Origin of the sequence: Bradyrhizobium shewense (assembly GCF_900094605.1) — a bacterium.
In the GTDB taxonomy this organism is placed as follows: Bacteria; Pseudomonadota; Alphaproteobacteria; order Rhizobiales; family Xanthobacteraceae; genus Bradyrhizobium; species Bradyrhizobium shewense.
In genome coordinates, this window is sequence record NZ_FMAI01000009.1 from 41,322 (window position 1) to 54,077 (window position 12,756).

The following is a 12,756-nucleotide window of genomic DNA, read 5'->3' on the forward strand; positions in this document are numbered from 1 at the left end:
AAAAACTTCTTTCTCGTTTCGCCGTTGCGCATCAAGCAACCAATATGTTCGCCGACGGCCACGGGAATGTTCTCGCACAAGCGAACCTGGTCCGGCATCGAGACGACCAAACCTCCGATTTGACATCTTCAACGGAGATTTTCCAATGCGTGTTCTCACAATGATTGCCGTCGCCAGCGCTGTGATTGCGAGCTCAACCGGTGCTTTCGCCAGTGAGCTTCCCACTTACGAAGTGAAGTCGCTGCCGATCTCGGCGACGCAGGTGCAGGTGCTCGGCGGCGCCGGCGTCGAGGAGCAGTCGACCGCGCCCTCGATGATCGTCGCCGGCATGCCCGCCTCGCCCGCGCAGGTTTCAGTGCTGTCGCCGCGCGTCAAGCGGCTTGCGAGCGCCGGTTCGGGCAGCGAAGCGCGCTGAGCCTTTCGCATCGCTTAGGGCGCCTGCATCTGATGCGGGCGCCGTCAGCATTTTCAAGTCATACTGCCCGGCATGAAGCAGCGCACCCGCGGGTGGCCGTCGATATAGTGCTTCCACACCATGGTGCGACCGATCTTGTTGGGCACGGTGATGACAGCACCCTCGGGCACCACGACCCACTCGTTGTCGATAAGGACTCGGTAGCGTCCCTGGTTGGACTCCCAGTCGACATCGGCGACGACATAGCCGTCCGCATCGGTGCAGCATTGCCCGTATTCGCTATGCAGGCTCTCGAACCAGGGTTTTAGCGGCGAGTTGGCGTAGCGACCGTCGTCGCGCGCCAGCGCCGAATTTGTCAGCAGAACCGTCAGCCCCAGCAGCACGGCGGCACACTGTCTTGCAGGTCTCATGTCGTCTCCGCGGTCGAAGTGATCGCCGCGAGGCAAACGCTGCCGTCTGCCCGCAGCACCGCGCACGGCGGACATGGAGACGGCGACTCGCTCCCCAGCAGCTTTGCGGACAGCTATGCAAATCCGGCGCCAGCGCGCATTCCGGGGAACTACTGGAGCAGGCGCGGCACGCATTCGCCTTTCGGCGAACGTCGCCGCGAAGACCGTCTGCTCATGCGGGGAATGACCGTGAGCGGAGGCTACCGCCGATCAGGCAGCACAGAACTCGAGCCTACTGCTTCGGCGCCGGCGCCATCATCGTGCCGCCGCTCTTCTTCGTCGGGGCCGGCGGCTTGGTGGCCGCGGCCTGCGCAGGGAGATATTTTGCGACGATGGCGGGATCAACCTGAGCGATGTTGGTGTCAGGCAGGCGCGTCCAGGCCTCGTCCTTGCCGAGCAACGCGATGCCGAGATAGCCGCGCAGGGTCAGGGTCTGTCCATCAGGGCTGACCTTCATGTTGGCCTTCCAGATCTGGCCGTCCCGCGGATTGAGCACGTTGCCGCCTTCGTACTTCAATCCGTCGCGCTTCATGTTGCGGACGAAGGAGATGCCGAGCACCGGCGCGTTCTTGCGATCGTCGGTGCACTTGCTGCAGATCTCGTTCGGATCGTCGCCAGGCCGCGGGAAGGTCTTTGCGATCACGCCTTCGAAGATGCCGTTGTGGTCGACGAAGAGAAACCATCCGACCGTCTTGCCGTCTTCGACCTTCTGCCAAAGGCCCGCCGCCGTGGGCTCGGCGATTTGTGCTGCAGACGGCGTCACCGTCGCGAGCGACAATGCGAGCGCGAGGAAGGGGAGCAGCCGAGAGCTGGAAAAAATCCGCATTAGATCACCTTGTTATTCCACGACCGGAATGGCCGCAGACTACGGCGATTTCGCGAACGGTTCCAGCGCCAGAAACATGGGGCATCCCCTCTCCACCCCGCCGCCGTCAGTTGACACCGAGCTTCTTTTGCAGGCTGGAGGACGAGGTCGTGTACTGGAACACGAGCCGCTTCTCCGGATAGACGTAGCGATGGGCTTTTTGCGACATCAGCGCGCCCTCGTGGAAGCCGCACAGGATCAGCTTGATCTTGCCGGGATAGGTGTTGATGTCGCCGATCGCGAAGATGCCGGGAACATTGGTCTCGAACGCGGACGTCTCGACCGGCACCAGATTGTTCTCCAGCGCAATGCCCCAGTTCGCGACCGGGCCGAGCTTCATGGTCAGCCCGAAGAACGGCAGCATGGTGTCGCAGGCAATATCCGTGACGTTGTTGTCGTTGCCCTTGATGGTGGCGCCGGTGAGCTTGCCCTCAGCGCCGGAGAGCGCCGTGACCTGGCCGAGCCGGAGATCCATCTTGTCGCCGGCAACCAGCGCGCGCATCTGCTCGACGCTGTGGGGCGCGGCGCGAAACTCGTCGCGGCGGTGCAACAGCGTGATGCGCTTCGCAATCGGATGCAGATTGAGCGTCCAGTCGAGCGCGGAATCGCCGCCGCCGACGACCAGCACGTTCTTGTCGCGGAACGTCTCCATCTTGCGCACGGCGTAATGGACTGAAGTGCCTTCATAGGCCTCGATGCCCGGCACCGGCGGACGCTTGGGCTGGAACGAGCCGCCGCCGGCCGCGATCACCAGCACCTTGCATTCGAACACCTTGCCGGCGTCGGTGGTGCAGCGGAAGGCGGGATCGCCGATCTTCTCCACCGTCTCCACCATCTCGCCGAGATGGAAGGTCGGATGGAACGGCTTGATCTGCTCCATCAGCGCGTCGGTGAGGCCCTGGCCCGAAACCTGCGGAATGCCGGGAATGTCGTAAATCGGCTTTTCCGGATAGAGCTCGGCGCACTGGCCGCCGATCTTGTCGAGGATGTCGACGAAATGCGCCTTCATGTCGAGAAGGCCAAGCTCGAAAGCGGCGAACAGACCGCAGGGGCCGGCGCCAATAATCAGCACATCGGTTTTGATCACATCGCTCATGTCGTCTCTTTATCGGTCGTTATCGGTTGGACGGCGCCCGGCGGGCAGAGGTGACCCCGCCTGTCTAGCCAACGGGGATGGATCAGGGAAGGCATAAAAGCGGGAGCGCCCCGCAGCCGCGCCCACTTGCCGGGGCAAAATAACTGGGCTGTAACGAGGAAGGATACGACGGAGATCAATCGGTGAACGCACCAAGCCGCCTCGATACGACGCCGCGCCTGGAGGACTATCCCTACCGCCTCAGCGACAACGTCCGCTTCGGCGATCTCGATCCCAACCAGCACGTCAACAACGCTGTCTACGCCACCTATTTCGAGACCGGCCGCGTCACGCTGATGAAGCTGCCGGAGTACGGACTGACGCCGCCAGGGCTCGCCTGGATCATGGTGCGCCTCGACATCCATTTCCGCGCCGAGCTGCACTGGCCGAACACGATCGAGCTCGGCCTCGGCGTGGTGAAGCTCGGACGGACGTCAGTGACCTTCGAGCAGGTCGTGTTCTCGCAAGGAAAGTGTATCGCCTCGGCGATGTCGGTCGGCGTCATGCTCGACGAGGCGACGCGGCGGCCAGCACCGCTCAGCGCGGAGATCGTCGAGAAGCTCAGACCCTGGCACAAGCGCGGCATCGCGGTCGCGATGCCAAACATATAATTCAACTCAGAAGCGTCAGGATCAGGCCTGCCAGAATTAGGCCTGGCGTTCCGGCGTCGTCACGACGAGACCGTCGAGATCGTCGGAGACCTTGATCTGGCAGGACAGGCGCGAATTCGGGCGCACGTCGAAGCCGAAGTCGAGCATGTCCTCTTCCATCGGCGTCGGGCTGCCGACCTTCTCACGCCAGGCTTCGTCGACATAGACATGGCAGGTCGCGCAGGCGCAGGCGCCGCCGCATTCGGCCTCGACGCCGGGAACGCTGTTGCGGATCGCGGCTTCCATCACGGTTGCGCCGTTCTCGATTTCCACCGTGCGGGTTTCGCCCTTGTGGTCGACAAAGTGAATCTTGGCCATGTGTGCTCGTGCTGACGCGGTGCTGGGAATGAAGGAGGGTCCGGGCTGTCCTATAACGGGTCGATCAGGCCGGCGCCATAGGGTTTTCAGGCGAAGTGAATCCCGCTTTGCGGTAAGAAAACGCGTCAAAACAAAAGACTAGAGTCCGGCTCGGCCGCGTGGCCTCAAGGCTTCAGCATCGCCTCGATGGCGGCGCGGGCCTCGGTCACCGCCTCCTTCAGCGCGGCGAAGGCGTGGCGCTGGTCATGGCCGGTCTGGACCGCGATCTCCAGGCTTGCGGCCGCATCCGCCACCGCAAAAGCGCCGATCCCGCGCGCCGAGCCCTTGAGCTTGTGGGCCAGTGCGCCGGCCTCGGCCGGCAGCGCCACCATCGCCGCGATCAGGCGGACCGCCTGCTCGGCGAACATGGCCAGCACTTCCTGTTCCAGCTCCGCGTCGCCGAGCGTCATCCGGGAGAGATGGTCGAGGTCGAGCGGGCTGTCGATGGGTGCAAGCGGGGGCGAGGGCATCCAGTCCATCCGTTGCAGTTCAGGCGTCATGGCGCAGGCCCCGGCATCGCGCGACGGTTCCGCCGGTTCGGCGGTGAGATTGACCTCACCCAAGCACGGAAATGGTTAACGAAATGTTTGGGGTCTTGAACGCAGTTCCGCCGGCTTATTGACGAAAAGTTGCCGCAATCAGCCGAGTCCGGTGGAGAATTGCATTTGTTGCTAAGGTCTTACGGCGCGATCCTGTTAACGATGATTAAGATTGTCTTAATCGCGGGCATTTCATTCGCCACGCTCTGCCAATAGGATGTTGCGGAAATTGGCGGACAAGCCGTCCGGGTGGGGACGGCTCGGAGATCCGCGCAAGCGGCATGATCCGGTCTGTGGGCTTGCGCAGCGCGCAGGGCTCGCGGGGGGACGCGTACAAGTAACGAGGGCTCGGACTGAACATGGCGAACACTCCGAAAAAGGTCAAAGACCCCACAGAAGTTGCGCTTTCTGCGATCCAGGAAGCCCTGAACATCAGCGACACGGCTGCCGACACCAGCCGCAACGCCGCGATGCGCAACGAAACCGCGCCTTCGGTGGCGCCGCCGCCCCCCATCTTCGACGAGCCGAGCTTCGAGCCGCGCCCTGCCGCCAACGAACGCTCGACCGTGTTCGATCCGGTCGAGGAGCCGCGCTCTTCGCGCCGCGCCGCCAATGACGACCGCGAGACCATCGGCCAGCTGCTCCAGGCCCTGCAGAAGGGCCGCCCTGCCCGCAACGTCTACACCTTCGCCACCATCTTCGCCGGCGTCTGGCTCGCCGCCTGCGCCGCGCTGACGTTCGGCTTCCTGCCCTCGATCCAGGCCGCCATGGGCCAGAGCGGCGGCGTGCTCGTCATCGCCGGCCTGATCGCGATGTTCTTCGCGCCGATCATGCTGTTCTACTTCCTTGCGAGCCTTGTCTGGCGCGGCCAGGAAATGCGCATGATCGCGCAGGCGATGGCGCAGGTCGCGATCCGCTTCTCCGAACCCGAGGGCTCGGCCTCCGATTCCATGGTCACCGTCGGTCAGGCCATCCGCCGCGAGGTCGCGGCGATGGGCGACGGCATCGAGCGCGCCATCGCGCGCGCCGGCGAGCTCGAGACGCTGGTCGCCAACGAGGTCGCCGCGCTCGAACGCGCCTATTCCGACAACGAAGTGCGCATCCGCGCCCTGCTGCAGGACATCGCGCATCAGCGCGACAATCTGGTCGGCCAGGCCGAGCAGGTCCGCAGCGCCATCTCTGGCGTGCAGATCGATTTGCGCCACGACATCGCGCTGATCTCGGATGCGATCGCCTCGCGCGTCGACGAGGTCGCCAAGTCCATCACCGGCGCGCTGGAAGAGCGCGGCGCCCACATCACCAGCGCTCTGAGCAATGCCGGCGACAACATGATCCTGGCGCTCGGCGAGCGCGGCGGCGACCTGCTCGACCGCCTCGAGGAAGCCAGCAACGAGACCACGCGCGCCGTGCTCGACGCCAGCGAGCGGCTGACCACCAGCCTCAACTTCAAGACCGGCCACGTCCACGACGAGTTCGTCGACCTCGCCGACCGCGTCCACGAGATGCTGAACGAGCGCATCGACCGGATCACCGGCGAATTCGAGCAGCGCTCCGCCGCGATCGTCGACGGCATCTCCGAGCGCACCGAGCAGGTGCACGACAGCCTGAAGAATTCCTCAGACTCGCTGCTGCTCGAGCTCGAGCTGCGCTCCAACGACCTCTCCGCCAAGATCGACGACGCCGGCAACCGCCTCGCCGGCCAGATCCTGACGAGCGGCGACAAGGCAAGCGAGGCGCTCGACGCCACCGTCAACACCCTCGTCGCCAAGGTCGTCAGCCAGACCGAGACCGCGCACGACTCGCTGTCGCTGCAGATGAGCGCGTTCGACGAGCTGGTCAGGAACCAGGGCACCGAGCTGGTCGAGAAGTTCGCCCGCGACTCCGGCACGCTGGGCGCGCTGATCACGCGCCACATCTCCGAGTTCGACCGCACCGTGAAGACCTTCGGCGGCGAGATCGTCGAGCGCATGGGCCAGCGCACGCAGGACATCCACGAGTCGCTGAAGACCTATGTCGAGAATTTCGACACCCGCTTCACCGCGAACGGCGGCGAGATCACGGCCTTGCTCGACCAGCGCCTGGTGCAGTTCGAGACCACGGTCGGCGAACGCGTCAACCACCTCGACGCCTCGCTGAACGGCAAGATCGCCAGCCTCGACGGCACGATCGATGGTCACATCAAGACCTTCGACGAGCAGCTCGTCGGCCGCGTCGCCGCGCTCGAACAGTCGTTCGACACCCGCGCGCAATCCATGACCGAGACCATCGACGGGCGCATCAACACGCTCGCGACCTCGCTGACGGATGGCGCCGCGCAGGCGATCCAGTCGATCGACTCCCGCCTCACCCACCTCACGACGTCGCTGACCGGCGGTGCATCGCAGGCCATCGAAACCATCGATGCGCGCCTCAACCATCTCACGAGCTCGCTGACCGGCGGCGCCTCGCAGGCCATCGAGACCATCGATGCGCGCCTCAACAACCTCACCACCACGCTGACCGATGACGCCTCGCAGACCATCCAGTCAATCGATACCCGCCTGACGCACCTCACGACGACGCTGACGGGCAATGCGACGCAGGCGCTCGAGTCGATCGACTCCCGCCTCACCTACCTGACCACCGCGGTCACCAACGGCGCCTCGCAGGCCGTACAGTCGATCGACACGCGCCTGACCCTCCTGACCTCCACCCTCACGGACGGCACCGCGCAGGCGATCGAGGCGGTCGACCGCCGCATCACCGGCGTCACCGAGATCATCGACGGCCGCAGCACGCACCTGACCGACACGGTCACGGCGCGCTTCCAGGAGATCCATCAGGTCATCGAGACCCGGGTCGGCTCGGTGGCCAGCGACATCGACGTGCGCGTGGCGCAGTTCGAGGACCTGCTCGGCTCCCGCGTCGAGGCCGTCGCCGGCCGCATCGAAAGCAGCGGTCGCCAGGCCAGCGAGGACATGATGTCCCGCGCCGAGATGATCTCGACCGCGATCCGCTCGCATGTCGAGGACGCCGAGCGCTCGCTCACCAACCTCGTCGTCAACACCAGCGAGACGATCCAGACCGGCGCGCGCACCGCCCAGCAGTCGCTGATGACAGTCTCCTCCGACGTCAACGCTCAGCTCAAGATGACCTCTGTCGAGGTCGAGCGCGCGCTGACCGCGGTCGGCACCGGTTCGGCGAACTCGATCCTGAGCAGCGCCCGCGAGGCGCAGTCGACGCTGGTCGCAGCCTCGGGCGAAGCCTCCAACCAGATCAAGGGCCTCGCGGCCGACGTCGAGCGTACGCTTTCGGCGGCAGGTTCTGCCACCGCAGCCTCGATCCTGGCCGGCGCCCGCGAGGTGCAGACCACCCTTGTCACGGCGTCCTCGGACGCGGCCAACCACGTCAAGACGCTCACCGCCGACGTGCAGCGTTCGCTGTCGCAGGCCGGCTCCACCACGGCGGAATCGATCACCGCCGGCGCCCGCGACGCGCAGAGTGCGCTGATCGCGGCCTCGACCGAGACCGCCAACCAGATCAAGGCGCTGTCCTCGGACGTGCAGCGCTCGCTGACGATGGCCGGCACCTCGACCGCCGAGATACTCACCTCCGGCGCGCGCGAGGCGCAGAACACGCTGGTTGCCGGGTCTGCGGATGCGGCGGCCCAGGTCAAGTCGCTCACCGCCGATGTGCAGCGCTCGCTCTCGATGGCCGGCACCTCGACCGCCGAAACCATCACCTCCGGCGCGCGCGAGGCGCAGAACATGCTGGTAACGGCATCCTCGGATGCGGCGAGCCAGGTCAAGTCGCTCGCGGCCGAAGTGCATCGCTCGCTCTCGCAGGTCGGCCAGTCGACCGCCGAGACGATCACCACCAGCGCCCGCGACGCTCAGACCACCCTGCTCTCAGTCTCGGCCGAGCAGACCAGCCAGGTCCGTTCGCTCGCGGCCGAGATGCAGCGCGCGCTGGCGACCGCCGGCGGCGCCACCATCGAGGCGCTCACCAGCGGCGTGCGCGAAGCCCAGGGCTCGTTGATCTCCGCTTCGACCGATGCGGCCAGCCAGATCAAGTCGCTGACCACGGACATCGAGCGCACGCTGACTGCGGTCGGCGCCGACACCGCCTCGACCATCCTCAACAGTGCGCGTGAGGCCCAGACCTCGCTGACCTCGACCTCGGCGGACGCCGCGAGCCAGATCCGCACGATCTCGACCGAGATCGAGCGGACGCTGAGCGCGGCCACCGCGAACGCGACCAACGACATCCAGACCAGCGCGCTCAACGCCCAGAACGCGCTGATCTCGGCCTCCAACGAGGCGAGCTCGCGGGTCAAGTCGAGCTCGTCCGACGTCGAGCGTTCGGTGCTCGCCGCCAGCTCCAGCTTCGGCCAGGCCATGACCGGCAAGACCGACGAGATCGTCACCTACGTGCAGCAGCAGGCCGACCGTCTGTCGAACATGATCGACTCCAAGCGCGGCGCCCTGGTCGACGCGATCGGCTCGAAGACCAGCCAGCTCACGCTCGACATCGACCGCGTCACCTCGGACGCGCTCAAGTCGATCGAAACGCGCGGCCAGGCCTTCTCGCAGACCATGATGGGCAACGGCTCGGAAGTCGCGCGCACCATCAACGCGGCGAGCGAGATCGCCACCGGCGCGGTCGGCAAGTCGCTCAAGGACCTCGAGCAGGCCTCGCGCGCGGCGATCGACCAGTCGCGCCAGGTCTCGATCGCGGCCGTCACCGAGATGCAGGAGACCAGCAAGATCCTGCGTACGGACACGGTGGCGCTGTTCGAGCGCCTGCGCGAAGGCAACATCCTGCTTCAGGAGGTGCTAACCGGTGCGCACGACAACCTCAACTCGCTCGAGCGGGCGCTGGTGACGCGCGTCGCCGACTTCGTCTCGGCGATGAACGACGTCACCTCGCGCAACGGCGCGGCGACGCAGAACCTGGAAGAGCAGCTCAACGTCTTCAACAGCAAGACCACGAAGGCGCTGCAGGATCTCGGCGAGCTGTCGACCCAGTTCGACGCGCACGGCAAGGCCCTGGTCGACGCCGCGCAAGTCGTCGAGCAGAGCAACAAGAACACCACCGCCTCGCTCGCCGAGCGCAAGCAGGCGCTGGAATCGCTCGTCACCACGATCGATCTGCGCACGGCCGATCTCGATCAGCGCCTGTCGCGCTTCACCGGCCTGCTCGATGAATCGCTGGCCGCCGCCGAAGAGCGTGCCCGCGACATCGCCCGCGTCGTCGCCGAGACCGCCGGCGCAGGCTCGGCCGCGATCACCCGCCAGTTCGAGGCGGTGCGCGTCGCATCCGAGGAAGAGCACCGGCAGACCATCGAGGCCATGCACGACATCTACCGCCAGACCACGGACGAGGCGGATACGATGTTCAAGCAGTCGACCGAGAAGTTCACCAACCTCGTCTCCAGCATGAAGCAGATGGCCTTCGAGATGCACAACGAGCTCGAAGCCACCCGCAACGAGCTGCGCCGCGGCGTGCTCGAGATGCCGCAGGAGGCCGCCGAGAGCACTGCGCAGATGCGCAAGGTGATCGTCGACCAGATCGAGGCCCTCGCCGAGCTCAACCGCATCGTGGCCCAGCATGGCCGCGGCCTCGACGTCACCACGACGGGCCGCGCGTCCGTCGCGGTCCAGCGCCAGGAGGAGCCGATCATGGCAGCTGCGAGCGGACGTAGCGCCGAGACCCGCATGCGCGACACCGGCAGCGCTTCCACGCTGCCGCCGCCGGACCTCGGCGTGCCGGCCGCGCGCCGCGCCGACGCACCGCCGGTCGCGCCCGCCGGTAACGACCAGGGCCGTGACGGCTGGCTGTCGGACCTCCTCAACCGCACGGACGCCAATCAGGGCGCCCCGACCGGCCGTGAGGCTCCGCGTGGCCGCGCCGCACCCGCGCCACAGCCGCAGGCGCCGCAGGCAAGCGGCAATCCGCTGGAATCGCTGTCGCTCGACATCGGCCGGCTGATGGACCGCAACCTCGCCGCCGAGATGTGGGACCGCTACCAGCGCGGCGAGAACAAGGCCTTCACCAAGCGCCTCTACACGCCCGCCGGCCAGAAGGCCTTCGACGAGGTCGCCCGCAAGTACCGCGCCGACCGCAACTTCAAGGGCACGGTCGACCGCTACGTCGCCGAGTTCGAACGCCTGCTCGACGAAGTCGCCCGCGACGGCCGCGGCCCGCAGGAGCTGCGCAGCCACCTGACCTCGGAGACGGGGCTGGTCTACACGCTGCTCGCGCACGCGGCGGGACGGCTGGGATAAGCGGCTCGCAGCGACAACGAACAGCGAATGAAAACGGAGGCCTCACGGCCTCCGTTTTGTTTGGGCAGTCATCCGCGCTCCCATGCCCCGGACGCAGCGCAGCGCTTCCCCCGGCGATGCGAAGCATCGTCCGGTTCAGCGGTGCGCTGCAGAGCCGGGGCCCATCTCTCCACGTGTACCGTGTTGCCTTCTGGGTCCCGGCTCTGCACAGCTATGCGAAGAGCGTTGCAGCGCGTCCGGGACACGAGAGTGATTGCGCTGCGGCGGCTGCACTCTTCGTCATTGCGAGGAGCTCTTGCGACGAAGCAATCCAGACTACCTCCGCAGAGACAGTCTGGATTGCTTCGCTTTGCTCGCAATGACGGAGGAGAGGTTCGTGGACCAAACGCCTCCTACCGCCTGCGCTCCGGCGCGGCCGACCTCGGCGGCTCGGGCGGCGGGGGCGGTGGGGCGCTGCTGTTGCTGGCGCCGAACAGCACGCGGGTCGGGTTGCGGTCGAAATTGTTCACGGCGCGGCTGATGTCGCCGAGGGTGCGGCGGCCGTCGCTCATCAATGCGCCGGAGCGCTTGTCGAAATCGTCGGCGAGCTCGCGGATCGACTTCACCGCCTGGAACAGCTCGCCGCCGTCCTTGCCGCCGGCAAGCGTGTTGAGGCCGAGCATGAGGTTATCGGCCTTGACCATGACGCCGTCGACCTTGGCCATCACGCCGTCGATCTTCTCGGAATTGCGCGCGAGCGAGTTGGTGAAGGTCTCCAAATTCTTCAGCGAGTTCTTCACCGATTCCTGATTGTCGGCGACGATCTTGTTGATGTTCTGCAGCGTGCCGCGGATCGCCTCGGTGACGTCCTGGAGCTTGTTGGGGTCGGCCGTCAGCGTCGGGATGCCGTCCTGATCGAGCGGCGGCGGGGCTGCGGCTTCGTCTCCACCCTTCAGCGAGATCGCGGCGACGCCGGTGAGGCCCTGGAATTCGAGGCCGACCAGGGTGTCCTTGCGGATCGGGGCGTTGTTCTCGATCATGGCGAGTGCGACAACCCGCCGCGGGTTGTCGAGCTTCACCGAGACCACCTCGCCCACCCTGATACCGTTGAAATTGACGCTGCCGCCGTTGCGCAGGCCCGCCGCCGGGCCCTCGAACACGACGCGCAGAGGGCTGCGCTGCTTGGTGGTGTGCAGCGACTGGAACCAGAGCACGAAGCCGATCGCCGCGGCGATCACCGCCAGCGTGAACGACCCGATCAAGACGTAGTTTGCCCGCGTTTCCATCAGGTGCTCCGGCTACTCATCACGGCTATTCAACCCAGCCACTCAACCCATGACCGCGCGGGCGCGCTTGCCATGGAAATATTGCCTCAGCCAAGGATGCTGCGAGGCCTGCATGTCGGCGATCGACCCTGCCGCTATGATCTTACCGTTCCCTAAAACGGCGATGCGGTCACACGCTGTGTAAAGGCTGTCGAGGTCGTGGGTTACCATGAAAACGGTCAGCCCCAAAGTGCGCTGCAGCGTCCTGACCAGCTCGTCGAAATCGCCGGCGCCGATCGGATCGAGGCCCGAGGTCGGCTCGTCCAGGAAGACGAGGTCGGGATCGAGCGACAGCGCACGCGCCAGCGCGACGCGCTTGATCATGCCGCCGGAGAGTTCGGACGGGAAGCGCTCGGCGACCTCGGGCTTGAGGCCGACCATGGTGAGCTTGGCCATGGTGATCTCGTCCATCAGCCGCTGCGAGACCCGAAGATATTCGCGCATCGGAAACTGGATGTTCTGCCGCACGGTCAGCGAGGAGAACAGCGCGCCCTGTTGAAACAAGACGCCCCAGCGCCGCTCCACGTTGCGGCGCTGCGACGTGTTGGAGGAATCCAGGTCGACGCCGAACACCTCGATGGAGCCCGCGACCTTCGGCACCAGACCGATGATGGTGCGCGTCAGCACCGACTTGCCGGCACCGGAAGGACCGACGAAGCCCAAGATCTCGCCGCGCTTGACGTCGAGGTTGAGGCCGTCGAGCACGCGTGTGCTACCGAACTGCACGGTGATGTCGCGGACGCGAATGATCGGATTTTGGATCTCGCCAGCCATCG

Annotated in this window: 10 protein-coding genes; 3 read left to right on the forward strand and 7 right to left on the reverse strand. The window is 65.9% G+C overall.

Annotated elements, in window-relative coordinates; genetic code table 11:
* The first annotated feature begins 145 nt into the window (after positions 1-145).
* Positions 146-415, forward strand: coding sequence for a hypothetical protein (locus tag GA0061098_RS18505; protein ID WP_091958941.1), 270 nt, complete (start codon positions 146-148; stop codon positions 413-415).
* Positions 416-468: 53 nt separating this feature from the next.
* Here GA0061098_RS18505 and GA0061098_RS18510 read toward each other — a convergent pair whose 3' ends face one another.
* From GA0061098_RS18510 to GA0061098_RS18520, 3 genes are all read right to left on the reverse strand, one after another.
* Positions 469-825 carry a hypothetical protein gene (locus GA0061098_RS18510; protein WP_091958944.1) on the reverse strand — a complete coding sequence of 119 codons (357 nt, stop codon included), beginning with the start codon at positions 823-825 and terminating at the stop codon, positions 469-471.
* Positions 826-1,096: 271 nt separating this feature from the next.
* Positions 1,097-1,690 carry a DUF2147 domain-containing protein gene (locus GA0061098_RS18515; protein ID WP_091958947.1) on the reverse strand — a complete coding sequence of 198 codons (594 nt, stop codon included), beginning with the start codon at positions 1,688-1,690 and terminating at the stop codon, positions 1,097-1,099.
* Between the two features lie 106 nt (positions 1,691-1,796).
* Complete coding sequence (locus GA0061098_RS18520) at positions 1,797-2,825, reverse strand: NAD(P)/FAD-dependent oxidoreductase (protein ID WP_091958950.1); 1,029 nt, start codon at positions 2,823-2,825, stop codon at positions 1,797-1,799.
* 182 nt (positions 2,826-3,007) lie between these two features.
* Here GA0061098_RS18520 and GA0061098_RS18525 point away from each other — a divergent pair, with 182 nt between their 5' ends.
* Positions 3,008-3,475, forward strand: coding sequence for an acyl-CoA thioesterase (locus GA0061098_RS18525; RefSeq protein WP_091958953.1), 468 nt, complete (start codon positions 3,008-3,010; stop codon positions 3,473-3,475).
* A 36-nt stretch (positions 3,476-3,511) separates the two neighbouring features.
* On the opposite strand, the gene GA0061098_RS18530 is transcribed toward GA0061098_RS18525, so the two are convergent.
* Positions 3,512-3,832, reverse strand: coding sequence for a 2Fe-2S iron-sulfur cluster-binding protein (locus GA0061098_RS18530; RefSeq protein WP_091958957.1), 321 nt, complete (start codon positions 3,830-3,832; stop codon positions 3,512-3,514).
* 164 nt (positions 3,833-3,996) lie between these two features.
* On the reverse strand, positions 3,997-4,371 hold the full coding sequence (locus GA0061098_RS18535) for an Hpt domain-containing protein (RefSeq protein WP_091959514.1): 375 nt from the start codon (positions 4,369-4,371) through the stop codon (positions 3,997-3,999).
* A gap of 398 nt (positions 4,372-4,769) precedes the next feature.
* Between GA0061098_RS18535 and GA0061098_RS18540 the strand changes: the two genes are divergently transcribed.
* Positions 4,770-10,676: an apolipoprotein A-IV repeat region-like domain-containing protein gene (locus GA0061098_RS18540; protein ID WP_091958960.1), complete on the forward strand. Its 5,907-nt coding sequence runs from the start codon at positions 4,770-4,772 to the stop codon at positions 10,674-10,676.
* A gap of 392 nt (positions 10,677-11,068) precedes the next feature.
* Here the strand turns inward: GA0061098_RS18540 and GA0061098_RS18545 are convergent, their stop codons facing one another.
* Together GA0061098_RS18545 and GA0061098_RS18550 are read right to left on the reverse strand one after the other, a co-directional pair.
* Positions 11,069-11,941, reverse strand: a complete 873-nt coding sequence (locus tag GA0061098_RS18545; protein ID WP_091958963.1) for an MlaD family protein — start codon at positions 11,939-11,941, stop codon at positions 11,069-11,071.
* Positions 11,942-11,983: 42 nt separating this feature from the next.
* The gene (locus GA0061098_RS18550) at positions 11,984-12,754 is read right to left on the reverse strand and encodes an ABC transporter ATP-binding protein (protein ID WP_027545159.1); all 771 of its coding nucleotides are present in this window, start codon (positions 12,752-12,754) and stop codon (positions 11,984-11,986) included.
* Positions 12,755-12,756: the final 2 nt, after the last annotated feature.

Excerpts from the sequence above, each read along its gene's own strand:
- GA0061098_RS18550 (WP_027545159.1), bottom strand. The coding sequence starts at position 12,754 with ATGGCTGGCGAGATCCAAAATCCGATCATTCGCGTCCGCGACATCACC.
- GA0061098_RS18530 (WP_091958957.1), bottom strand. The coding sequence starts at position 3,832 with ATGGCCAAGATTCACTTTGTCGACCACAAGGGCGAAACCCGCACGGTG.
- GA0061098_RS18505 (WP_091958941.1), top strand. The coding sequence starts at position 146 with ATGCGTGTTCTCACAATGATTGCCGTCGCCAGCGCTGTGATTGCGAGC.
- GA0061098_RS18535 (WP_091959514.1), bottom strand. The coding sequence starts at position 4,371 with ATGACGCCTGAACTGCAACGGATGGACTGGATGCCCTCGCCCCCGCTT.
- GA0061098_RS18510 (WP_091958944.1), bottom strand. The coding sequence starts at position 825 with ATGAGACCTGCAAGACAGTGTGCCGCCGTGCTGCTGGGGCTGACGGTT.
- GA0061098_RS18545 (WP_091958963.1), bottom strand. The coding sequence starts at position 11,941 with ATGGAAACGCGGGCAAACTACGTCTTGATCGGGTCGTTCACGCTGGCG.
- GA0061098_RS18540 (WP_091958960.1), top strand. The coding sequence starts at position 4,770 with ATGGCGAACACTCCGAAAAAGGTCAAAGACCCCACAGAAGTTGCGCTT.
- GA0061098_RS18520 (WP_091958950.1), bottom strand. The coding sequence starts at position 2,825 with ATGAGCGATGTGATCAAAACCGATGTGCTGATTATTGGCGCCGGCCCC.
- GA0061098_RS18515 (WP_091958947.1), bottom strand. The coding sequence starts at position 1,690 with ATGCGGATTTTTTCCAGCTCTCGGCTGCTCCCCTTCCTCGCGCTCGCA.